The sequence below is a fragment of the Delftia sp. 11MD genome (genome assembly GCF_050907895.1).
In the GTDB taxonomy this organism is placed as follows: Bacteria; Pseudomonadota; Gammaproteobacteria; order Burkholderiales; family Burkholderiaceae_C; genus Comamonas; species Comamonas tsuruhatensis.
The window spans coordinates 6,637,906-6,660,780 of record NZ_CP194333.1 but is presented as its reverse complement, the minus strand read 5'-3'; the positions used below and the strand labels follow the sequence as shown (position 1 = coordinate 6,660,780).

Sequence of the window (22,875 nt, the reverse complement as noted above, 5' to 3'; positions counted from 1 at the left end):
GGTCTTCATCCTTTGCGGCCCAGCAGGCCATGGGGTCGCAGCAGCAGCACGGCGGCCATGGCCACGTAGATCATCAGGCGCGCGCCCTCGGGCCACAGCGTGCTCATCACGCTTTGCACGATGCCGATCAGCAGGCCGCCGACCAGTGCGCCGCCGAAGCTGCCCAGCCCGCCCACGACCACGATCACGAAGGCCACGCCCAGCGCCTCCACGCCCATGAAGGGCTCTGCGCCGCGTATGGGCGCGGCCAGCACGCCGGCCAGCGCCGCCGTGGCGGCGCCCAGCGCGAACACCAGGCTGAAGATGCGCAGCACGTTCACGCCCAGCAGGGACACCATCTCGGTCGATTCGCTGCCCGCGCGCACCGCGCTGCCCAGCCGCGTGCCTTCCAGCAGCCACCACAGCAGCACGGCCAGCACGGCGGTGAAGCCGATCACGAACAGCCGGTACTTGGGATAGACGAAGCTGCCCCACATCACCACGCCCTGCAGCAGATCGGGCACGGCCACGCTGTCGCCCAGCGGGCCCCATTGCACGATCACCAGCTCCTGCACCACCAGGGCCAGGCCCACGGTGACGATGATGTGGAACTCATGCGCCTTGGCATACACATGGCGCAGCATGAGCTTTTCCACCAGCCAGCCCAGCGCGCCCACGGCCAGCGGCACCACGATCAGGGACAGCCAGAAGCTCATGCCCCAGCGCGTCATCTGGTAGCAGAAATAGGCGCCCAGCAGGTAGAAGGCACCGTGCGCGAAATTCACGAAACGCAGCAGGCCGAAAACGATGGACAGGCCCACGGCCAACAGGAAATACAGCATGCCTATGCCGATCCCGTTGATGGTCTGAAGCAGATAGATGCTCATACAGGGTCCGAAACGATGGACGAAGGAGGCGAAGTGCCCGGTGGCTCTGAAGCACGCCGGTCATGGTGCTGTGCCTATGAAACTGGCGCAGCCTAAGTGAGGGACACCGAGGAAGGGCCGCCCCGCACCGAGGGTGTCGTCCCCCTCCCGCGAAGCGAGAGAGGGGGAAGGCGCGCAGCGCCTCAGGGGGAGCTCTAAACCAGCTTGCAGCCGGTCTGGTCTACGGGCAGGAAGGACTTGCCGGAGCTGACCACATCCACGTAGTCGTCCTTGTTCTTCATCTTGGACTTGGCCTTGCCCTTGAGCAGGTAGTAGTTCTTGAGCACCTGGTGGTCTGCCTTGCGCACCTCTTCCTCGCCCGTCAGGCCCTGGTACTTCATGCCTTCCAGCGCGGCGACCACGGCCTTGGGGTCGACCGTGCCGGCCTTGACGATGGCATCGATCATCAGCTTGGTGCAGATGTAGTGGCCGGCCAGGCTGTAGTTGGGATTGGCCTTGAACTTGTCGTTGCAGCGCTGCACCAGATCACGGTTGAGCGGCGTGTCCACCGTGTGCCAGTACTGGGCGCCGAAGTACACGCCGTCGCACAGGTCGGCGCCCAGCGACTCGAACTGCTCCAGCCCCGAGGCCCAGGCGATCAGGATGGTCATGTTCTTGTTCATGCCGAAGCTGATGGCCTGGCGCAGCGTGTCCGAGGACTGGGCGCCGAAGTTCAGCAGCAGCAGCACGTCGGGCTTGGCGGCCACGGCATTGGTCAGGTAGCCGCTGAACTCCTTTTCGGTCAGCGAGTGGTAGCTGTTGCCCACATGCTCGATGCCCTTTTCCTTGAAGATGTTCTTGGCCGCCGTCAGCAGGCCGTCGCCGAACACGTACTGCGGCGTGATGGTGTACCAGCGCTTGGCCTTGGGCAGGGATTCGATCAGCGGGCGCACGGTCTGCTCGATGGCGCCGAAGGTGGGTGCCGACCAGCGGAAGGTGGCGCTGTTGCAGTCCTTGCCCGTGATCTCGTCTGCGCCTGCGGTGGTGATGAAGATGCCGCCGGCCTTCTCGGCCTCCTTGCCCATGGCCAGCGCCTCCGACGACAGGATGCCGCCTGCGAAAAAGCGCGTGCCCTGCTGCTGCGAAGACTCCTGCAGCTTGCGCACGGCCGTGGCGGGCTTGCCCTCGGTGTCCAGCACGGTATAGGCCAGCGGGCGGCCCAGCGCCTTGCCGTATTGCTCTATGGCCAGCTTCATGCCCAGGTCCGCGTACTTGCCGTTGGCCGCGAAGGCGCCCGACATGGGCACGGGGCAGGCGAACTGGATGCTGTCCTTGGACTGCGCCCAGACGCTGCGGCCCAGGCCCAGCGATGCGGGCAATGCGCCCAGTGCCGAGAGTTGCAGGAGGTGACGACGTTGCATGGGATCTCCGTGATGGGGACTGAAGGCGCTGCGGCCCGGGTACGCTTTTCAGAGCAAGTTGCATGCCAGTCGAAACGGGTGCGTGCAGGCTCCTTGATTCATATTTATAGTGATAAATACAAGGAATAGGGCGCGTGCTAACCCTAGGCGCAAACGCCCACGCGCCATGGCGGTGCATACTGCACCAAACCCGTATGCAGACTGGGCGCGGACACGATCCGGTGCCCTTCCGGAGAACACAACAATGGCTACACCCAAGTCGGCCCCCCTGGCGATCCGGCAGCTCAAGCGCCCGGATCTGGTGGCCCAGGAGATCAAGCGCCTGATCACCGAAAAGAACCTCAGCCCCGGCGACCGCCTGCCGCGCGAAAGCGAGCTGCAGGCCCAGTTCCAGGTCAGCAAGGGAACGATCCGCGAGGCCCTCAAGTCGCTGGAAGTGCAGGGGCTGATCACCATCTCCACGGGCCCTTCGGGCGGGGGCATGGTCGTGGAGGTGCCGCTGGACCGCACGCTGCAGTTCATGCAGAACTACCTGTTCTTCCAGGAGGTGACCATCGACGACATCTACACGGTGCGCCAGATGCTGGAGCCCGAGCTGGCGGCAGGCGCCGTGCCCCATCTGACCGAGGCCGATTTCGAGGCCCTGGAGCACAGCATCGCCTGCTGCGATCCCACGCAAAGCAGCGACGACCTGGTGAGCCAGCGGCGCGAGGACGTGAACTTCCACGACATCCTGGCGGCCGCCAACCCCAACCCGTTCCTGCGCTTCACCTGCGAGCTGATCAACGAGATGATCCGCCAGCTCATCGTCTTCGCCAACCGTACTCCGCAGGCCGAGCACCGGCGCTTCGGCGAGGCCAATGCGCAGTTCCACCGCAGCATCGTGCAGGCCGCGCGCGAGCGCGATGCTGCGAAGGTGCGCGCATTGATGCAGGAGCACATGCGCGATGCGGCCAGCAGCGTCAAGCGCATGAAGGGCCGCATCCAGGGCCGGCTCATCCTCGATGCCGACAGCCTGCGCAGCCCGCGTCCGCGACGCGCCGTGCAGCCGGTGGAAAAGGCCGCAGCGACAGCGCCAGGGACTGCGTCAAAAACAACGGCAAGGGCGAGCACAAGGACCACCGCGAAGGCCCCCGCAAAAACCATCCCAAAGGCCTCCGCAAAGACGGCTGCGAAGACTCCGGCAAAGTCGCCTGCGAAGGCCACGTCCGCGCGTCCCGCTGCCGCACGCAAGCGCGCGGCCTCCTGAGCTGTCCCGCACCGGTCATCGGCGCCCCACGCCACGCGTTTCGCGCTGCCCGCTGCTGGTATGCTGCCGCGCGCTTGGCCTTCACGCATTCCCCTCACGAGACAACAGCATGAGACAAACCCCTTTCGCATCCTCCCGCACCCCGGTGCGCCGCGCAGCCCTGTGGCACGCCCTGGCCGGCGGCCTGGCGCTGGCGGCCACGCTGGCGGCGCCCCTCGCCCATGCCCAGGGCGCAGGCAGCTATCCGTCCAAGACCATTCGCCTGGTCGTGCCCTTCGCACCCGGTGGCTCCACCGACATCCTGGGCCGCCTGCTGGCGCAAAAGCTGGGCGAGAGCATGCACACCACGGTGGTGGTGGACAACAAGCCCGGTGCCAACGGCACCATCGGCTGCGACCTGGTGGCCAAGGCGCCGGCCGACGGCTACACCGTGGTGCTGGGCGACGTGGGCTGCATGGCCATGGCCAAGGGCCTGTATACCAAGCTGCCCTATGACCCGCTGCGCGACTTCGCGCCCATCAGCCTGGTGGCGCGCAGCCCGCTGGTGCTCACCGTGGGAGCGCAAAGCCCGTTCCACTCGCTCAAGGAGCTGACGGCGGCGGCCCAGGCCCAGCCCGGCAAGCTCAACTACCCCTCGTCGGGCACGGGCGGACCCAACCATCTGGGCGCCGAGCTGTATGCCATGCAGGCCAAGGTCAAGATCGGCCACGTGCCCTACAAGGGCAGCGCGCCTTCGGTGGTGTCGCTGGCCGCCGGCGAGACCGACTTCGGCTTTCTCACGGCCGTGACCATTGCCGCGCAGCTCAAGGCCGGCAAGGTGCGCGCGCTGGCCGTGGCCCACAACGAACGCCTGCAGTCCATGCCCGACGTGCCCACCATGTCGGAGGCCGGCCTCAAGGACTTCACGGCCGATGCCTGGTTCCTCGCGGCCGTGCCCGCAGGCACGCCCAAGCCCATCGTGGACCGGCTCTACGCCGAGATCGCCAAGGCCCTGCCCGCGCCCGAGGTCAAGGAAAAGCTGGACGCCATGGGCGTGCTGCCCTCGGGCCTCAAGCCCGATGCCTCGGCCCAGTTCCTGCGCGTGGAAGTGGACAAGTGGCGCGATGTGATCAAGAACGCGGGCATCACGCTGGACTGATTTCGCAGCCTTGCCGTTGCCATGCAAAAAGCCCCTGCGGCCTCACGGCCCAGGGGCTTTTCTCATGTGCCGGAGATGCTCAGTTCGTTTCGGTCAGGGCATCGCCCAGGGCGCTGACCAGCCGCTCGATCTCGGCCTTCTCGCTGATGAAGGGCGGCGCGATCTGGATGGTGTCGCCGCCGTAGCGCACGTAAAAGCCCTTGTCCCAGCACTTCATGGCGATCTCGTAGGGACGGCGTGCCGGCTCGCCGGGCAGCGACTCGATGGTGAAGCCCGCAGCCAGGCCGAAGTTGCGGATGTCGGCCACATGCTTTGCTCCCTTGAGGCTGTGCACGGCCTGCTCGAAGAACGGGGCCAGCGCGCGCACGCGGCCCGGGCCGTCCTCGCGCTGCAGCAGGTCCAGCGCGGCCACGCCCGCCGCGCAGGCAATGGGGTGGGCCGAGTAGGTATAGCCGTGCGGGAACTCCAGCATGTACTCGGGGCCGCCCGCTGCCATGAAGGTGTCGTAGATCTCCTTGCTGGCCACCACGGCGCCCAGGGGCTGGGCGCCATTGGTCACCTGCTTGGCGATGTTCATGATGTCGGGCGTGACGCCGAAGGCCTCCGCTCCCGTCATGGCGCCGCAGCGGCCGAAGCCCGTGATGACCTCGTCGAAGATCAGCAGGATGTTGTTCTGCGTGCAGATCTCGCGCAGGCGCTGCAGGTAGCCGGCCGGCGGAATCACCACGCCGGCCGAGCCCGAGAAGGGCTCGACGATGACGGCCGCGATGTTGCTGGCGTCATGCAGGGCGATCAGGTCCAGCAGCCGGTCGGCCAGCGCGCGGCCATCGGTGGCAGGCATGCCTTTGTGGAAGGACCCCAGCGCCGGCTGCGTGTGCGGCAGGTGGTCGGCCTCCACGCCCTGGCCGAAGGTCTTGCGGTTGCCCACCATGCCGCCGACGGAGATGCCGCCGAAGTTCACGCCGTGGTAGCCCTTCTCGCGCCCGATCAGCCGGGTCTTGCCGCCCTGGCCCTTGGCGCGCCAGTAGGCGCGTGCCATCTTCAGCGCCGTGTCGGCGGCTTCCGAGCCCGAGCCCGTGAAGAACACATGGTCCAGGCCTGCGGGCGTCAGCTCCTTGATCTTGTTGGCCAGCGCGAACGAGGCCGGGTGGCCGAACTGGAAGGCCGGCGCATAGTCCAGCTGCTGGGCCGCGCGGCCGATGGCTTCGGCGATCTCGCGGCGGCCATGGCCCAGGCCCGAGCACCACAGGCCCGACAGGCCGTCGAAGATCTTGCGGCCGTCGGCATCGGTGTAGTACGCGCCCTGGGCGCTGGTGATCATGCGCGGGCGCGCCTTGAACTCGCGGTTGCCGGTGAAGGGCATCCAGTGGGCCTCGAGCCAGGCGGCATCGGTGCGCGTGGCGGGGGCGGCGCTTTGTTCGGTGGGAACCAGGGTCATGGCGATCTCCTCGAGCCTAGGGAAGAAATGTGGATCGGCCCATTGTGAGCGCGCTGTTTGATTTCGCGAAGAGCACGATATCGAGGTTTACTTGCATATTTCTGCAAGTGACCAAGCGCCTGCCGGTCGCGGCATGGCGTGCGCGCATTGGGGGAATCCGTCGCCACTGCCGCCCCGTGGCTCCCCTATAGTGGCTCCCCTGTAGCGGTGGCCATGTCCGGCAAGCACACCGGGAGGCGAATGGCGATGGCGGAATTTTCTCTGGAGACCCCTGCGAGCCGCCGGGCACGCGATGGCCGTGCGCGCGCGGCGCTGGGCCAGCTGGGCGACATGGATCTGCGCCTGCTGCGCGTGTTCAAGGCCGTGGTCGAGTGCGGCGGCATGTCGGCTGCCGAGCTGGAACTGAACATCGGCAGCTCCACGCTGAGCCGCCACATGAAGGACCTGGAAGAGCGCCTGGGCCTGACGCTGTGCCGGCGCGGGCGCGCCGGCTTCGCGCTCACGCCCGAAGGCCACCGCATCTACGAGGCCACGCTGCAGCTGCTGGGCGGCGTGGAGGGGTTTCTGGGCCAGGTGGACGACATCCATGGCCGGCTGGCCGGTACGCTGGACGTGGCGCTGTTCGACAAGACCGTGGGCAATCCGCAGTCACGCATTCCCGAGGCGATAGGCCTGCTGCACGATCAGGCGCCGCAACTGCACCTGCGGCTGCACGTGGCCTCGATACAGGCCATCGAGCGCGGACTGATGGAGGGGCGCTGGCAGGTGGGCGTGCTGCCCTCTGCACCCAGTTCGGGCGCGCTGGACAGTGCCCGGTTGTTCGGCGAGCGCATGCAGCTGTACTGCGCTCCCGGCCATCCGCTGCATGGCGCCGACCATGGCGGGCTGGACTGGGACAGCCTGGGCGCACATGCCTTTGCAGGCCTGGGCTACCAGTCACCCAATATGGCGCTCAGCCACCAGGCCGGCCTGCAGCGCCAGGCCACGGGTTTTGACCAGGAGGCCATTGCCATGCTGGTGCGCTCGGGCCGCTACCTGGGATTTCTGCCCGACCACTATGCACAGGCCATGGAGGGCCAGGGTCTGCTGCAGGCCGTGGCCCCCCACCGGTTCTTCTATCTCTGTGATTTCTTCGCGGTCTGGCGCAGTGCCGTGGTGCCTGGGCGTGCAGCCCGTGTGTTCATCGACGCGCTGCTGGGCGTGCACCGTGAATGAACGGCTTTGCCACAGCCTTGGCAAGAGGAAAATCACAGGTTTGCGAAGAGGCTATACACAGCTTTTCACACAGCTTGTGCACATATTTTCCAGCGTATGCGCTTGACAATGTTTGGCATTGTGACCGGCGCCGGGGCTTCAGTCCGCCCCGATGCGGTCGAAAGGCATGTATGGATTCCGTGCCGGCCATGGGCCGCACGGGCAGCGCCTTGATACCAACGATTTCGCATTTCCCGGGTTCTTGCCACCATGCGCCGCCATGTCCACCTCTCTTGCCGCCACGGCAGGGCCGGGTTTCAGCCCGTGCCGCCATCGACCATCCTTGCCAGGGTTTCGGTCAGCCAATTGCCGAATGAGGCGTCCGCGCTGAAGGACCGCAGGGGCGTGGGCATGTTCGTGCTCCTGGCGGGTTCAGGCCGCAGCCGCAGTGGCTGTTGCGGGCGGCGCCATGCCGGCGCCCGCGTCGGCACGGCGGCGCAGGCCGCGCTCCCACAGCTTTTCATGGAAGAAGAAGGCCACGGCCTGCACCGTGGGCTCCAGCAGGCTGAGCGTCAGCGCGGCCCAGAGATTGCGGGTCACGGCATAGGCCACGGCCGCTGCCACGGTGACATGGATGACGTAGTAGCTGGCAGTCTTCAACAGCGTGCGGCGGTGGTGGTGAAGGGTCTGGCGGATGCGGCTCATGGGGCTCTCCTCGGGATGAGACTCCATGCTAGGTGCGCGAAATAGTTATGGCCAATCGAAAATGATCATCAAAGTTATAAATACTATCGATGGCCGGCGGTTGCGTGCTGCGGCCTTGTGCCATGCCGGGGGCGCGCCATGAGCTGGGACCAGATTTTCGTGCTCGGCTGGGCGCCGCATCCGCAATGGTTCCAGTGGCTGCATCCGGGCCTGGTGACGCTGTCGGTGCTGGTGGCCGTGGCCACGTCGGTGATGGCCATGCAGATTGCCGGGCTGGCGCGCGATGCCGCGTCGCCGCGCATACGCCGCGTGGGCGTGCTCACGGGCGCCTTCTGCCTGGGCGCGGGCATCTGGGCCATGCACTTCATCGGCATGCTGGCCTTCGTGCCCTGCACCTTTGGCGACTACGACCCCTGGATCACCACGCTGTCCATGCTGCCCAGCATGCTGGCGTCCTGGCTGGCGCTGACGCTGATGGTGCGGCCGCAGCTGTCCACGCAGGCGCTGGTGGGCGGCGGCGTGCTCATGGGGCTGGGCATTGGCTCCATGCACTACATCGGCATGGCGGCGGCCCAGACCTGGACCTCGATGCTCTACGACCCCTGGGGCGTGCTGCTGTCGGTGATCGTGGCGGCAGGCATGGCCATGCTGTCGCTGTGGGTGCGCTTCAGGCTGGGCAACACGGGCCGGCTGTGGCCCACGCTGGTGGCCGGCATCGTCATGGGCCTGGCCATTTCCTGCATGCACTATGCGGGCCTGTATGCACTGCGCCTCAAGCCCGAGATCGATGTGCTGGCGCAGATGGAGTCGCCCACGCATGCGCTGCTGGTGTTCTCCATCGTCGGCATGGTGGTGCTGATCTTCGGTCTGGTGTTCGCGGTCAACATGACGCTGCGCTACCGCCAGATCTACCGCCAGGTGCAGCGCAGCGAATCGCGCCTGCGCGCCGTGGTGGAGACGGCAGTGGACGGCATCGTGATGATCAACGGGCGCGGCAGCATCGTTTCGTTCAACGGCGCGGCCGAGCGGCTGCTGGGCTGGACGGCGCAGGAGGTGGTGGGCCGCAGCGCCAGCCTGCTCATGCCCGCGTCGGGCTGCGATGGCGATGGCGGCTCGCTGCAAAAGCATCTGGCCACGGGCTTTGCGGGCCTGCTGGGCTCCAGCCGCGATATCAACGCCATGCACAAGGACGGCACGCAGATCGCCGTGCGCCTGGCAGTGGGGCGGGTGGCGATTGCCGGCGATCCGCTGTACGTGGGCTTTGTGACCGATATCCGCGAGCGCCGCCAGATGCTGCAGTCGCTGCGCCGCAGCGAGGAGCAGTACCGCACCCTGATCAACAACGTGCCCGGCACCACGTTCCGCTGCCTGTACGACGGCAAATGGACGCCGCTGCTGCTCAGCCGCTCCATCGAGGAGTTGACGGGCTGGACCGAGCAGGATTTCACCGATGGCCTCACGGGCTGGGACCGGCTCATCCACGCCGAGGACCGCGACCGGCTGGAGGCTGCGGTGGCGCATTCTCTGGCGCGGCGCCAGACCTACAACGCCGACTACCGCCTGCTGCACCGCGACGGCAGCACGCGCTGGGTGTCCGAGACCGGGCGCGGCGTCTTCAACGAACAGGACGAACTGACCTGGATCGACGGCGTGATCATGGATCAGACGGCGGCGCGCGCGCGCAATGCCGAGTTCGAGGGCACGGTGCGCGCCATCGACCTGTCGCTGGCCACCATCGAGTACGACCTGCGCGGCCATGTGCTGCGCGCCAACCGCAATTTCCTGGACCTGTTCGGCTACCGGCTCGACGAGGTCGCGGGCCGCCACCACGGCATGTTCTGCGAGCCCGGCTATGCGCATTCGCCCGAGCATGTGCAGTTCTGGCGCCGCCTGGCCGAGGGCGAGTTCCAGGCCGGCGAGTTCCTGCGCTGCGGGCACGAGGGGCGGCGCATCTGGGTGCAGGCCACCTACAACCCCATACGCGGTGCCGACGGCCGGCCCTACAAAATCGTCAAGCTGCTCACCGACATCAGCGCCCAGCGCAAGCTGGCCCAGGAGCTGGTGCTGGCCAAGGAGCATGCCGAAGCCGCGGCCGCCGCGCGCAGCACCTTCCTGGCCAACATGAGCCACGAGATCCGCACGCCCATGAACGCCATCATCGGCTTCACCGAGGCGTTGCGCGAAACGGCGCTGCAGCCCACGCAGGCGCGCTACCTGGACACGGTGCACTACGCGGCGCGCTCCATGCTGCGCCTGCTCAACGACATCCTGGACACGGCCAAGCTCGACAAGGGGGCGGTGGAGCTGGAGATAGAGGACTTCTCGGTGCGCGAGCTGTGCCAGCAGATCCTGGCATCGCTGCGCATCACGGCCGATCGCAAGGGCCTGGACCTGCGCCTGGACTACGACCCGCACACGCCGGCCGCGCTGCGCGGCGACGGCATGCGTGTGCAGCAGATCCTGGTGAACCTGCTGGGCAATGCCGTGAAGTTCACCGAACGCGGCCATGTGCTGCTGCGCGTGCGCTACGAGCAGGGCGTGCTCCAGCTCGATGTGCATGACACGGGCATAGGCATCGCGGCCGAGAAGATCCACCGCATCTTCGACCCCTTTGCCCAGGCCGACGCCTCGACCACGCGGCGTTTCGGCGGCACGGGCCTGGGCACGACCATCTCGCGCCAGCTGGCCGAACTCATGGGCGGCAGCATCCAGCTGCACAGCACGGTGGGCGTGGGCACGGTGTTCGAGGTGCGCCTGCCCCTGCCGGTCGGCGAGAGCCCGCTGTCCGAGCGAGGGGCGGCCAGCCGCGGCCTGCCGCCGCTGCACATCCTGGCCGTGGACGATGTGCCCGAGAACCTGGAGCTGCTGCAGATCAACTTCTCCAGCCAGAACCACCAGATGGTGCTGGCCCACGACGGTGCCGAGGCGCTGCGCTGCGTGCAGGCGCAGGAGCCGCCTTTCGACGTGGTGCTGATGGACCTGCAGATGCCGGGCATGGACGGCCTGGCGGCGGCGCGCGCCATCCGTGTCTGGGAGCGGCAGCTGCAGCGCCGGCCCGTGCCCATCGTCGCGCTGTCGGCCAGCGTGCTGGAGAAGGACCGCAGCGACGCCACCGCCGCCGGCATGGACGGCTTTGCCTCCAAGCCGCTGGACATGGCGCGGCTGCAGGCCGAGATCGCACGCCTGCTGTCGCTGCAGGTGGCGCTCAAGGAGGCCAGGCCGCCCGCGCCCGCCAGCGCCCAGCCGGGGCTGCCTGATGTCACGGTGGACTGGGCCTCGGGCATTGCGCTGTGGGGCCGGGTCGATCCGCTGGTGGCCGCCATTCGGCGTTTCCTCAACGAACAGCTGGACCTGGCCGACCGCCTGCGCCGTGCCCTGCAGCGCCCCGGACCCGAGGCCTTGATCGGCCTGGCGCACCGCGTGCGCGGCGCGGCCGGCAACCTGGGCCTGCAGGCCGTGTACCGGCTGGCATCGCGCCTGGAAGGCCTGGCGCAGGAGGGCGCCGGGCAGCCGCAGCTGCTTGCCCTCATCGACCAGCTGCACCAGGCGCTGGATGCCGTCGCGCGCGAGCTGCGCCAGCGCCACCCGGCCGCCATGCCGATGGCCGAGGCACAGGGGGCGGCATCGGGCGAGGCGCCGGGCCAGGCGCAGGGCCATGCGTGGGCGCAGGCCGAGGGCGATGCGGCGCCCCAGGCGGGCGCACCCGCCCTGCCTGCCGATGCCCGGCCCTGGCTGGAGCGCATCGTGGCCGCCTTGCACAGCGGGGAGCTGGACGGGCAGGCCATGCAGGCCCTCGTGCGCATGCTGACGGCCGAACAGCTTCAGCCGCTGCAGCAGGCACTGGATAATTTCGACTTCGAGCGCGCGCAGGAATGCGCCCAGCAGTTGCAGCAGCAACTGCCCTCGAACGATGGAGACAGAGCATGAATGCGCCCAATCTATTGGCAACGGACAAGCGCCCGCGCCTGCTGCTGGTCGATGACGACCCGACCAACCTGCATGTGCTGCGCCAGATCCTGGGCGAGGATTACCGGCTCTCGTTCGCCACGGACGGGCGCAAGGCTCTGCAGCTGGCCCAGCACCAGCCGGACCTGATCCTGCTGGACATCATGATGCCCGAGCTGGACGGCTACGCCGTGTGCCGCCAGCTCAAGGCGCAGGCCGACACGGCCCGCATCCCGGTGATCTTCATCACCGCCCTGTCTGACGGACAGGACGAGGCCCTGGGCTTTGCCTCGGGCGCGGTGGACTACATCGTCAAGCCCGTGCGCGCGCCCGTGGTGCGGGCGCGGGTGCGCAACCACCTGTCGCTGGTCAAGCTCGACGAGCTGCGCAGCACGCGGCTGCAGATCGTGCAGCGCCTGGGCCGCGCGGCCGAGTACCGCGACAACGAAACCGGCATGCACGTGATCCGCATGAGCCACTACGCAAAGACGTTGGCGCTGGCGGCCGGCTGCACCGACGAGTGGGCGGACGACCTGCTCAACGCCGCGCCCATGCACGATGTGGGCAAGATCGGCATCCCCGACGCCATCCTGCTCAAGAACGGCCCGCTGACGGCCGAGGAATGGACCGTCATGCGCCGCCATCCGCAGATCGGCGCCGAGATCATCGGCGAGCACGATTCCCAGGTGCTGCAGATGGCCTACAGCATCGCGCTGACCCACCACGAGAAATGGGACGGCACGGGCTATCCGCAGGGCCTGGCGGGCGAGGACATCCCGCTGGCCTCGCGCATCGTGGCCGTGGCCGACGTGTTCGATGCCCTCACCACGGAACGCCCCTACAAACACGCGTGGACGGTGGACGACGCCATGGATCACATAGAGCAGCAGGCCGGCGCCCACTTCGACCCGCGCCTGGTGCCGCTGTTCATCGGCCTGCGCCCGCAGCTGGAAGACATACGCGAGCGCTGGAAGGATTGACGGGGAACCGATTCCGGCAGGGTGCGCCGGGGCTTGGGCAATCGCTTACCCTGGGCGGCCTGTCTCCGGCACCTGCCTGTCCTGCCCATGTCTTGTTCGCCTTCTCCCTCCTCTTCCTTGCCTGCCGCTGACCGCTTCCATGTCCGCGCACTGACCGCCGCCGACCTGCCCGGTCTGCTGGACATCCAGCGGGCCTGCTATGGCGAGGACTATGCCGAGAGCGGCGAGGTCTTTGCGCGGCGCCTGGCCGGCACGGCCCATTGCTCGCTGGCACTGGAGCAGGGCGGCCGTGTGCGCGCCTATCTCGCGGCCTACCGCAGCCTCATGGCCAAGATCACGCCGCTGCACGGTGACTTCGAGGCCGTCGAGCAGGCCGACACCCTGTACCTGCACGACATGGCCGTGCACCCCGAGGCCGCAGGCCAGGGCCTGGCCCGTGCGCTGCTGGCTCCGCTGTGGGAGCGGGCGCGCGCCGAGGGCCTGCGCCACACGGCCCTGGTGTCGGTGCAGGGCTCGCGCGGCTACTGGGAGCGCCATGGCTATGCCGTGCAGGCGTTGACCGATCCGCTGCAGCAGCAGCACCTGGTGAGCTACGGCGACGGTGCGCTGTACATGGCCCGGCCGCTGTAGGGCGGTGCTATGGGGCGCTACAGGGCGCCGTGTCGCGTGGTGGTCTGCAAGGAGCGGTGATGGGGTTTTTGGCCGGGGACGGGCCGGCCGCCTCTGGTCATAATGCGCGCCATGCCCGATCGCTGGAAACCCAATGTCACTGTGGCGGCCATCATTGAGCGCGATGGCCGTTTTCTGCTGGTGGAAGAAGACACGGCCGATGGCGTGCGCTACAACACCCCCGCCGGCCATCTCGACCCTGCCGAGTCGCCCATCACCGCCTGTGTGCGCGAGGTCGATGAGGAGACGGCGCACGACTTCGTGCCCACGGCCCTGGTCGGCGTCTACCTGAACCGCTTCGTGCGCACGCGCACCGGCTCCGACATCACCTATCTGCGCTTTGCCTTCACGGGCGAGCTGGGTGACTTCCGGGCCGGCCAGCCGCTGGACGACGGCATCATCCGCACGGTCTGGATGACGCTGGACGAACTCAAGGCCTGCACCGCCCAGCACCGCAGTCCGCTGGTGATGCAAAGCATAGAGGACTACCTGGCCGGCCGCCGCTACCCGCTGGAGCTGATCCACACCGATCCCAGCGTGCTGCAGGCTCCGCAGCCCCACTGAGTCACCAAGGCACCGAGCACCATGCCGGCCCTGTCTGTCACACAACGCCACGCTCCCGCGTCTTGATGGCATGCAGACCTCCTCCGCCACCGACTATCCCCTGGCCCTGTTCGAGCGCCACCGCCCGCGCCTGTTCGGCCTGGCCTACCGCATGCTCGGCCAGCGCGCCGATGCCGAAGACCTGGTCCAGGAGGCCTGGCTGCGCTGGCATGGCGCCAAGCGCGCCGGCATAGAGCAGCCCGAGGCCTGGCTGGTCTCCGTGACCACGCGCCTGGCCATAGACCGGCTGCGCCGCCTGCGCGCCGAGCGCGAGCACTACCAGGGCTTCTGGCTGCCCGAGCCCCTGGTCCAGCCCTGGGCCGAGGAGTCCGCACCCTCGGCCGAAGACCTGCTGGAGCGTGCCCACGACGTGTCCACGGCGCTGATGTTCGTGCTCGAGCAGCTCACGCCCGACGAGCGCGCCGCCTTTTTGCTGCGCGAGGTCTTCGATGCCGACTATGCCGAGGTGGCCCAGGCCCTGGGCCGCAGCGAGGCCGCCTGCCGCCAGCTCGTGCACCGCGCCCGCACCCATGTTCAGGCCGGCCGCCCGCGCTTTGCGGCGCCGCCCGAGGCCCATGCCGCGCTGCTGCAGCGCTTTGCGCAGGCCGTGCAGGGTGGGGACTTTGCGCAGATCCAGGCGCTGTTCGCGCCCGATGCCGAACTCATCAGCGACGGCGGCGGCAAGGTGCCCTCGTTCGGCCGCGTGCTGGAGACCGGCCGGCGCCTGGCCCTGCTGTACTTCGCCACCACGCGCCGCATGCGGCGCAACGGCCAGCGCCAGACCCTGCACCTGGCTCGCATCAACGGCCTGCCGGGCCTGCTGCGCTGCATCGACGGCGAGCTGGAATCCGTGCAGACGCTGCTGGTCGAAGACGGCCTGATCCGCCGCATCTACACGCTGCGCAATCCCGACAAGCTGTCCTGCGTGCCAGTGCCGCCGCAGGCGCTGCCGTAGTCAGACGAGTTGCAGGTCGCGGGGCGTCGCGCCTTCGAAGACACGCTGCAGCTGGGCCGGGCTCAGTCCATACATGCGCTGGAACAGGCCGCCCAGCACGGCGCGGTACTCGTTGAGCACGGGATGGTCGCGGTTCTGGAACAGGTTTTTCTGGTTGACCTCGACCTGCTCTCCCACGATGCGACCGCCCGCGCGCGCGGAAAGCCCGCCGCCCAGCAGCCAGTAGGTCGTGCCGTGGCCGTGGTCCGTGCCCTTGTTGCCGTTCTCGCGGAAGGTGCGGCCGAATTCGCTGATCACCACCACCACCGTATGGCGCCAGGCCTCGGGACCTATCTCCTGGGCAAAACCGGCCAGGCCCCGGCCCAGCTCGTCCAGCCGTCCGGCCAGCGCGCCTGTGGCGCCGCCCTGGGCCACATGCGTGTCCCAGCCGCCCACATCCACAAAGCCCAGGTCGAAGCGATCGCGCATCAGGGCCGCCATGCGCTGCGCCACCAGCGCAAAGCCCCGCGCGCTGATGGCGTCGCGCCCGGCCTGGTCCATCTCTTCCTGCACGCTGCGCTGCACTGCATCGCGCACGGCAAAGCCCTCCTGCACGGCCGTGGCCAGGGCAGTGCCTGCGTACATGGCGGCAATGGCCTGGCTGCGTCTATCGTCCAGCCCGCCCTTGCCCACGGACGCCAGGGCCATGTTGGCGGACGGCAGGCTGCCACGCAGCAGCAGTGGCAACTGGGGCGTGAACGACATGGGCGACACCGGGCCCCGCCCGTCCTGCCCCAGCACCTGGGCCAGCCGGTTCAGAAAGCCCGACTGGTAGCTGCGGCGCCCGTCCAGGCCCTGGCCCAGTTCGATGGAGTCCTGTGTCTCGAAATGGCTGCGCGACAGGTCGTGCGTGCCTGCAAAGGGCACGAAGCAGGCCTGGCCGGCCTGGAACAGCGGATGGATGCTGTCCTCCAGCATCGGGTGCAGGCCCCAGCGGCCATCCAGCGCCAGCGCGCCGCCGGCCTCGCCGGGACGGGGGATGGCAATGCTGGGACGGGCCTCGTAGTAGAAGTCGCTGTGCGTGGGCACCAGCAGACTGTTGCAGTCATAGGCACCGCGCAGAAACACCAGCAGCAGGCGCGGCGTGGCTGGCTGGAGGGCGGCCGCCTGCAGCCGGCCCAGGTGGGCGGCAAAGGGCAGGGCCGATGCCATGGTCAGGAAGTGGCGTCGCTGCATGGAAAGTCTCCGGGGTTCAGCGGAACATCATCTCGGGTGCGGACAGGAAGTAGGTATTCCAGTCCGCCGGATTGCGGGCCTGGGCCAGTGCCGCCTGCGTGGCTTGGCTCCACTGGGGCAGGCGCTGGCGCACGCTGGCCCGTTCCGACAGCATGGGGTAGGGCGGCTTCTCCAGCGCCTCCTTGGGGTCGGCGCGAAACAGCACGGCGCTGCGCGTGGCGATCTGGCGCGCCACCTCGAAGCGTGCCGCCATCTGGCCCGAACTGGCCCAGTCGGACTGCATCTGCGGATAGCCGTCCGGCGTCTCATGCGCGTAGAGGTTCTGGCCCAGCCGGTTGATCCAGCCCAGCACGGGCGCCACGTCGGCCGCCACGCGCTGGTCCACCGACAGCCGCGTGGCGGCCAGCACGTAGTGCAGCGGATCGCGGAACTTGCGGCCAAAGCGCGCGGCCTCCGGATCGGTCAGCAGCGCCGCCACGGTGGCTGCGATGTCGCCCCGGCTGCGCGTGAAGGCCTGTGCCGTGCGCTGCACCAGGGCCGGCGGCGGATCGTCGGCAATGAAGAACACCGCCAGCTTGTGCGCGATGAACTGCGCCGTGGCCGGCGCGGCGACGATGCGGTCCAGCGCCTCCTGGACCTCGGCCATGCCGCGCGCGTGCAGGGGCTGGCCCAGGAAGGTCTTGGCTCCGTAGTCGTGCCGGTTGGGATTGAACTCGAAGAATCCCGAGCGCAGGTAGTCGCCCTGGCGCCCGGCGCGCATGCGCGGCGGCGGCGTGCCGGCCGGCTGCAGATTGATGCCCACGCCTGTCAGGATGCGCGCCATCTCCTGCACGTCGGCCTGGGTGTAGCCGCTGCCCACGCCCATGGTGTGCAGCTCCAGCAGCTCGCGCGCGTAGTTTTCGTTGATGCGGCCCGCCGCATTGCTGGCGTTGTCCAGGTAGCGCAGCATGGCCGGGTGGCGCAGCGAGGCCTCCAGCAGGCTGCGGAAACTGCCCAGCGCATTCGGGCGTATGGCCTGCTCCTCGTAGTCGCCCACCCAGGCGCGGATATCGGCCTTGCGCAGGCTGACGCTGAAATGGTTCATCCAGAACCAGGTCATCTGCTCTTGCAGCTGTGCCGGCGAGTACAGCGCGCGGATCACGAAGCGCTTCTGGGCATCGCTGCCCAGCTGGTTCAGCGTGCGCTGGTAGGCCTGCTGCCGCGCGGCTTTTTCATCGGCCGATGCGGCGTCCTGCACGGCCTTGCGCTGGTCGTCCAGCTCCAGCAGCACCTGGTCCATGGGGCGCTGGCTGATGCCCAGCCCATCAATGCGCTGCTGCGCCTGCGCAGGCAGCGGCTGAGGCCCCGGCTGCAGTTGCCGTGCCAGCCAGGCCTTGAGGCCCAGGCGCTGCAGCTGCGCATCCTCGCTGTCGGTGGCGCCCCAGGTGACGCGGTCCAGCCATTGCTGGCGCTGCGCGGCGGTGAGCGGTGCCTCGGCCACTCCCTGCAGCGCGGCCGCTGCGGACGACGGCGGGGCCTGCAAGGGCGCACAGCCTGTGGCCAGGACGATGGCGGAGAAAGTGAGAGCGATGGCGAACGGCGAAGTGCGGCGCATGGTGTCTCGGTGGGTAGGGGGCATCCATTGGACGCCAGCATCCTCCACCCATGTGCTTCGCCCTGTAAAGCGCCGGTAGCAAAAAGTAAAAGGCAAAAAAAAGCGGAGTGCTCCACACTCCGCTTTTTCTGAGGGACCCGGCCTTATTTGCTGGGCCGGCTCGCGCATTCAGCGCACTGTCCGTACAGGGCCATCGAATGGTCCTGGATCACCCAGCCCTTGGCTTTGGCGATCAGGTTCTGGCGCTTTTCGATATCGGGATCGTAGAACTCCTCGACCTTGCCGCAGCTGGTGCAGACAAAGTGGTCGTGGTGCTGGCCTTCATTGAGCTCGTAGACGGCCTTGCCGCTCTCGAAATTGCTGCGGATGAGGATGCCTGCCTGCTCGAACTGCGTGAGCACGCGGTAGACCGTGGCCAGGCCGATGTCCGAACGCTCGTCCAGCAGCACGCGGAACACGTCTTCGGCCGTCATGTGGCGTTGCGCACCCGTCTGGAAGATCTCCAGGATCTTCAGGCGGGGCAGCGTGGCCTTCAGGCCGGTACTCTTGAGTTCGTCGATGTTCTTCATGTCTGGGTCTTTGGCAGAGACTGCCCGCTGGGCTGCCACCACGGCAGGTGCGGGACGGCGAACAAAATGGCCCTGGTGCCAGGGGCGTCGCATGATCGCAAGCCCCGGGGACCAGCCGCTACAATGATCCACGATCATATCCCTATGCTGATACCAATGCATGTTCAAGCCCGTTGCCGCGCCAGTGCGGCCCTGATGCTGTTGATCGGGGTGGCGCTGGCAGGCTGCAGCAGCCTCGATGGCGCCGCGCACCGAGTCGCCAATGTCGTCACTCCCTACAAGGTCGAGGTCGTCCAAGGCAACTTCGTCTCCCGCGAACAGGTCGAGGCCCTGCAGCCCGGCATGAGCCGCCAGCAGGTGCGTGACATCCTCGGCACGCCGCTGGTCACCAGCGTATTCCACGCCGACCGCTGGGAATATGTGTTCACCATCAAGCGTCCCGGCGTCGATTCCCAGGTGCGCAAGCTGACCGTCTTCTTCAACGGCGACCTGTTCGCGCGCTCCGAAGGCGACGAAATGCCCACCGAGGCCGAATTCGTCGCCAGCCTGGGCTCCAAGAAGAAGCTGGGCAAGATTCCTCAGCTGGAAGCCAGCGAGGAGCAGCTGTCCAAGTTCCCCGCTGCCAAGCCGGTCGAAGAGCCCGTGGCCGCCGAGCCGCCGCCCGCGGCGGCCAGCTATCCGCCACTGGAGCCCGGCGCCCGCTGATATCGCCGCCCGCGCGCCGCAAGGCATGCGGGCGTTTTTCCGTGGATGGCGGCTGCCGCGGTGCCTGCCGTGCGCCCGGGCAGCCACTTTCCACGCATTGAGCCTTTGCATCTCTTTCCCGACATGAACGCCACGACCGCCACTTCCTCCAGCAACAACCAGCGCCTGCGCGTGGCCGTGGCCGGCGCCTCCGGCCGCATGGGCCGCATGCTGATCGAGGCCATCGCGCAAAGCGATGACCTTGCGCTGACCGCCGCGCTGGACCGTCCCGACAGCCCTGCGCTGGGCACCGATCCCTCGGCCTTCCTGGGCCTGGCCAGCGGCATCGTCATCGAAAGCGATGTGCGCGTCGCGCTGTCCAAGGCCGACTGCCTGATCGACTTCACGCGCCCCGAGGGCACGTTGGAGCACCTGGCCATCTGCGCCGAACTGGGCGTCAGGCTGGTCATCGGCACCACGGGCTTCAGCGACGAGCAAAAGGCCCGCATCGCCGAGTACGCCCAGCGCACGGCCGTGGTGCTGTCGCCCAACATGAGCGTGGGCGTGAACGTGACCTTCAAGCTGCTGGAGATGGCGGCCAAGGCCCTGTCCAGCGGCTACGACATCGAGATCGTCGAGGCCCACCACCGCCACAAGGTGGATGCGCCTTCGGGCACCGCCCTCAAGATGGGCGAGGTCATCGCCGAAGCCCAGGGCACGAAGCTGGCCGACCGCGCCGTCTACGAGCGCTTCGGCCACACCGGTGCGCGCGAGGACAACACCATCGGCTTTGCCACCGTGCGCGGTGGCGACATCATCGGCGACCACACGGTGCTGTTTGCGGGCACGGGCGAGCGCATCGAGATCTCGCACAAGTCCAGCAGCCGTGCCGGCTATGCCCAGGGCAGCCTGCGTGCCGCGCGCTTCCTGGCGGGCAAGACCAGCGGCCAGTACGACATGTACGCCGTATTGGGCCTGTGACGAGGCTCGCAGCACGGGCAAGGTAAGACCATGAGCGGTCCACTCTGGCTCTGGTGGCAGCAAGGCGATGCCGTCGCGCGCGGCACGGCGCTGCTGCTGCTGGCGCTGTCGGTGGCCAGCTGGGTGGTCATCGTCTGGAAGGTCTGGTTCATGGCCGCCAGCCGGCGCCGCGTTCCCCAGGCCATTGCGGCCTTCTGGAGCGCGCCGGACCTGGCCTCGGGCCAGGCCCGCATGGGCGAGGGGGATCGCCAGCAACTGGTGGCACCCATGGCCGAGGCCGTGACACAGGCGCTGGCACCCATGGGCAGCGGCCTGGCGCTTGCGGGACGCGCGGCGCATTCCGTCCGCCTGACGCGGGAGCTTCGCCAGGCGCTGCAATCGGCCAGCCACCAGCTGCAATGGGGCCAGACCCTGTTGGCCACGGTGGGCGCCACGGCACCTTTTGTCGGCCTGCTGGGCACCGTCTGGGGCATTCACCACGCGCTGGCCACGCTGGCGGGCAGCGGGCAGATCGGCATCGAACAACTGGCCGGCCCGGTGGGCGAGGCCCTGGTGATGACGGCGGCCGGACTGGCCGTGGCCCTGCCGGCCGTGCTGGCCTACAACCTGCTGGGCCGGGCTGCGGCCCAGATGGAGGCCCTGCTGGAAGGCTTTGCCCATGACCTGCAGTCCATGTTCGGCACCCAGCCGGCGGAGCAGGCGCCGCACGATGACGGCATGGCCGTCGCCGGCCTGCCGGCCGGCCCCATGGAAGCGCCCTGACGGGGCGGCTCGCCAGGAGCGCACATGGCCTTTGGACGACTGAGCGGCAAGGAAAGCTCCTCCCAGCCCATGCACGCCATCAACGTCACCCCGCTGGTGGATGTGATGCTGGTGCTCGTCGTCATCTTCATCCTCGCGGCACCCATGCTGGCCGCCTCGCTGCGCGTGCAATTGCCCCAGGCCCAGGGCACCCAGCCCATGGCCGCCGCGGGCGAGGACGATGCGCTGCTGCTGGAGGTCGATGCGAAGGGCGCGCTCTGGATGCAGGGCCAGCCCGCCACGGCGGATGCGCTGCGTGAGCGCCTCGCTCAGCTCGGCGCGCGCAACCCCCAGGCAGAACTGCAACTGCGTGCCGACCAGGCCGTGCCCTATGGCCGCGTGGCCGAACTCATGGGCTGGGCCCACGCGGCAGGGCTGACGCGCATAGGCTTCGTGGCCGAGCCGGCGCGAAACCAGGATGGAAAACCCGCAGCCGTCCTGGGTCCCACCGGCGCCGGGCGCTGAAGCGATCAGGCGCTCAAGCGCCGCCGGGCCTGCGCCCGCGAACCAAGTCCTGTCCTTCGGGCCAGCGCTCGTTGCCCGCCAGCCGCAGATGCTGGCCATGGTCCGAGGAGCGCTGGTACAGACTGAGCCCGAACAGCGGCAGCATGCCGATCAGGTGATCGAAGATCGCGCCCTGTATGGCCTCGTACTCCACCCAGACCGTGGTGCTGGTGTAGCAAAACAGCTCCAGCGGCACCCCCATGGGAGAAGGCTCCATGGTGCGCACCAGCAGGAACATGTTCGGTGTCTTGTGGATGTGCGGATGGCGCAGCAGGTAGGCGTATGCATAGGCCTTGAACGCGGCCAGATTGCTCAGATGCTGCGCTGCCATCTCGCTGCCCGCCGGCGCATCGGCCATGCGCAGGCCGCCATCACTGCTCCAATAGTCCTTGAGGGGCTCGAGCAATGACAATTTCTGCCGCTGCTCTGCCGTCAGCAGGCGGATGGTGTGGGCGTCTATGTGCAGCGAGCGGCGAATGCGGCGCCCGCCCGACTCGAACATGCCGCGCCAGTTCTTGTAGCTGTCGCTCATCAGCCGCCAGGTCGGAATGGTGGTGATGGTCTTGTCCCAGTTCTGCACCTTGACCGTGTGCAGCGCGATGTCGATCACGAAGCCGTCGGCGCCGACCTGGGGCATCTCGATCCAGTCGCCCACGCGCAGCATGTCGTTGGAGCCCAGCTGCACGCCGGCCACGAAGGACATGATGGTGTCCTTGAAGATCAGCATCAGCACGGCCGAGGCCGCGCCCAAGCCGGACAGCAGCAGCAGCGGCGAGCGGTCCACCAGGGTGGCGACGATGAGCACGATGGCGATCAGGAACACCAGCAGCTTGCCCAGCTGCACATAGCTCTTGATCGAGTGCGCCTGCGTGGCCTTGCGCTCTTCCTTGAGGTCGTGCGCCTCGTTCATGGCATTGAGCAGGGCGCTGATCACGCGGGCCACGTGGTAGATGGTGCAGGCGATGGCCAGGTTCAGGATCAGGGTGGCCCACTGCGGCTGCAGCTGCGGTATGGCCTGCACGCCCGACTGCATGACCAGCGAAGGCACGGCCTTGGCCAGCCGCTGCAGCACGCTGTCGTGCAGTAGCACCTGGGCCCACTCCATCTCCACCAGCGTGCTGCGCATGCGTGGCAGCACGCGCAACAGCAGCCATTGCACGACAAAACCCGCGGAGCGGGCCAGCAGCACCAGCGCGCACAGCGCAGCCAGGGCCTGCATGACGGGATCCCAGCCGGAAATCAAAGACCAGTTCAGCAAGAGAAAACTCCAGGGCGCAGAGAAACCTGCCGCGCGATGGCGGCATGCCCGGGGATGTCCGTATCCGTTCCTGCGCAAGTCCGGGCTGGCGATGGCGGAACGTCTGCGGCGCACTGCCACAGAGGGT

General features: G+C 68.0%; 20 protein-coding genes. 12 read left to right on the top strand and 8 right to left on the bottom strand.

Going from position 1 to position 22,875, the window contains the following annotated elements:
• Positions 1-5: 5 nt before the first annotated feature.
• A complete protein-coding gene (locus ACRSCF_RS30505) occupies positions 6-866 on the bottom strand; it encodes a branched-chain amino acid ABC transporter permease (protein WP_016447227.1) in 861 nt (286 codons plus the stop codon).
• 194 nt (positions 867-1,060) lie between these two features.
• A complete protein-coding gene (locus tag ACRSCF_RS30500; RefSeq protein WP_034365479.1) occupies positions 1,061-2,266 on the bottom strand; it encodes an ABC transporter substrate-binding protein in 1,206 nt (401 codons plus the stop codon).
• A gap of 244 nt (positions 2,267-2,510) precedes the next feature.
• Between ACRSCF_RS30500 and ACRSCF_RS30495 the strand changes: the two genes are divergently transcribed.
• Together ACRSCF_RS30495 and ACRSCF_RS30490 are read left to right on the top strand one after the other, a co-directional pair.
• On the top strand, positions 2,511-3,515 hold the full coding sequence (locus tag ACRSCF_RS30495) for a FadR/GntR family transcriptional regulator (protein ID WP_034365481.1): 1,005 nt from the start codon (positions 2,511-2,513) through the stop codon (positions 3,513-3,515).
• Positions 3,516-3,624: 109 nt separating this feature from the next.
• Positions 3,625-4,653: a Bug family tripartite tricarboxylate transporter substrate binding protein gene (locus tag ACRSCF_RS30490; RefSeq protein ID WP_016454212.1), complete on the top strand. Its 1,029-nt coding sequence runs from the start codon at positions 3,625-3,627 to the stop codon at positions 4,651-4,653.
• 79 nt (positions 4,654-4,732) lie between these two features.
• Here ACRSCF_RS30490 and ACRSCF_RS30485 read toward each other — a convergent pair whose 3' ends face one another.
• Entirely contained in the window at positions 4,733-6,091 is a 1,359-nt protein-coding gene (locus tag ACRSCF_RS30485; RefSeq protein ID WP_016447223.1) for an aspartate aminotransferase family protein, read from the bottom strand.
• A 246-nt stretch (positions 6,092-6,337) separates the two neighbouring features.
• Here ACRSCF_RS30485 and ACRSCF_RS30480 point away from each other — a divergent pair, with 246 nt between their 5' ends.
• Positions 6,338-7,306: a LysR family transcriptional regulator gene (locus ACRSCF_RS30480; RefSeq protein ID WP_016447222.1), complete on the top strand. Its 969-nt coding sequence runs from the start codon at positions 6,338-6,340 to the stop codon at positions 7,304-7,306.
• Between the two features lie 411 nt (positions 7,307-7,717).
• Here ACRSCF_RS30480 and ACRSCF_RS30475 read toward each other — a convergent pair whose 3' ends face one another.
• A complete protein-coding gene (locus ACRSCF_RS30475; RefSeq protein WP_034365483.1) occupies positions 7,718-7,990 on the bottom strand; it encodes a DUF2061 domain-containing protein in 273 nt (90 codons plus the stop codon).
• 138 nt (positions 7,991-8,128) lie between these two features.
• Here ACRSCF_RS30475 and ACRSCF_RS30470 point away from each other — a divergent pair, with 138 nt between their 5' ends.
• The 5 genes from ACRSCF_RS30470 (at position 8,129) to sigJ (ending at position 15,142) form a co-directional block, all read left to right on the top strand.
• The gene (locus ACRSCF_RS30470; protein WP_244387678.1) at positions 8,129-11,917 is read left to right on the top strand and encodes a PAS domain S-box protein; all 3,789 of its coding nucleotides are present in this window, start codon (positions 8,129-8,131) and stop codon (positions 11,915-11,917) included.
• A complete protein-coding gene (locus ACRSCF_RS30465; RefSeq protein ID WP_016447218.1) occupies positions 11,914-12,915 on the top strand; it encodes an HD-GYP domain-containing protein in 1,002 nt (333 codons plus the stop codon). Before ACRSCF_RS30470 ends, ACRSCF_RS30465 begins: the two co-directional genes overlap by 4 nt.
• An 87-nt stretch (positions 12,916-13,002) precedes the next feature.
• Positions 13,003-13,545 (top strand): GNAT family N-acetyltransferase, encoded by a 543-nt coding sequence (locus ACRSCF_RS30460; RefSeq protein WP_244387677.1) that lies wholly within the window; start codon positions 13,003-13,005, stop codon positions 13,543-13,545.
• Positions 13,546-13,647: 102 nt separating this feature from the next.
• Positions 13,648-14,148, top strand: a complete 501-nt coding sequence (locus ACRSCF_RS30455) for an NUDIX hydrolase (protein ID WP_017407282.1) — start codon at positions 13,648-13,650, stop codon at positions 14,146-14,148.
• A gap of 70 nt (positions 14,149-14,218) precedes the next feature.
• Positions 14,219-15,142, top strand: coding sequence for an RNA polymerase sigma factor SigJ (sigJ, locus tag ACRSCF_RS30450; RefSeq protein WP_034365486.1), 924 nt, complete (start codon positions 14,219-14,221; stop codon positions 15,140-15,142).
• Here sigJ and ACRSCF_RS30445 read toward each other — a convergent pair whose 3' ends face one another.
• The 3 genes from ACRSCF_RS30445 to fur form a co-directional block, all read right to left on the bottom strand.
• Positions 15,143-16,357, bottom strand: a complete 1,215-nt coding sequence (locus ACRSCF_RS30445; protein ID WP_074921138.1) for a DUF1501 domain-containing protein — start codon at positions 16,355-16,357, stop codon at positions 15,143-15,145. It abuts the gene before it with no gap.
• 16 nt (positions 16,358-16,373) lie between these two features.
• Complete coding sequence (locus tag ACRSCF_RS30440) at positions 16,374-17,951, bottom strand: DUF1800 domain-containing protein (protein ID WP_244387676.1); 1,578 nt, start codon at positions 17,949-17,951, stop codon at positions 16,374-16,376.
• 143 nt (positions 17,952-18,094) lie between these two features.
• On the bottom strand, positions 18,095-18,520 hold the full coding sequence (fur, locus tag ACRSCF_RS30435; RefSeq protein WP_013804774.1) for a ferric iron uptake transcriptional regulator: 426 nt from the start codon (positions 18,518-18,520) through the stop codon (positions 18,095-18,097).
• A gap of 156 nt (positions 18,521-18,676) precedes the next feature.
• Here fur and ACRSCF_RS30430 point away from each other — a divergent pair, with 156 nt between their 5' ends.
• The 4 genes from ACRSCF_RS30430 (at position 18,677) to ACRSCF_RS30415 (ending at position 21,451) form a co-directional block, all read left to right on the top strand.
• Positions 18,677-19,225 carry an outer membrane protein assembly factor BamE gene (locus ACRSCF_RS30430; protein ID WP_016447212.1) on the top strand — a complete coding sequence of 183 codons (549 nt, stop codon included), beginning with the start codon at positions 18,677-18,679 and terminating at the stop codon, positions 19,223-19,225.
• A gap of 123 nt (positions 19,226-19,348) precedes the next feature.
• A complete protein-coding gene (gene dapB / locus ACRSCF_RS30425; RefSeq protein ID WP_047219245.1) occupies positions 19,349-20,185 on the top strand; it encodes a 4-hydroxy-tetrahydrodipicolinate reductase in 837 nt (278 codons plus the stop codon).
• A 30-nt stretch (positions 20,186-20,215) separates the two neighbouring features.
• Positions 20,216-20,947: a MotA/TolQ/ExbB proton channel family protein gene (locus ACRSCF_RS30420; RefSeq protein WP_203400179.1), complete on the top strand. Its 732-nt coding sequence runs from the start codon at positions 20,216-20,218 to the stop codon at positions 20,945-20,947.
• Between the two features lie 24 nt (positions 20,948-20,971).
• The gene (locus ACRSCF_RS30415; protein ID WP_016447209.1) at positions 20,972-21,451 is read left to right on the top strand and encodes an ExbD/TolR family protein; all 480 of its coding nucleotides are present in this window, start codon (positions 20,972-20,974) and stop codon (positions 21,449-21,451) included.
• Positions 21,452-21,464: 13 nt separating this feature from the next.
• On the opposite strand, the gene ACRSCF_RS30410 is transcribed toward ACRSCF_RS30415, so the two are convergent.
• Entirely contained in the window at positions 21,465-22,709 is a 1,245-nt protein-coding gene (locus ACRSCF_RS30410) for a mechanosensitive ion channel family protein (RefSeq protein WP_034365503.1), read from the bottom strand.
• Between the last annotated feature and the right edge of the window lie 166 nt (positions 22,710-22,875).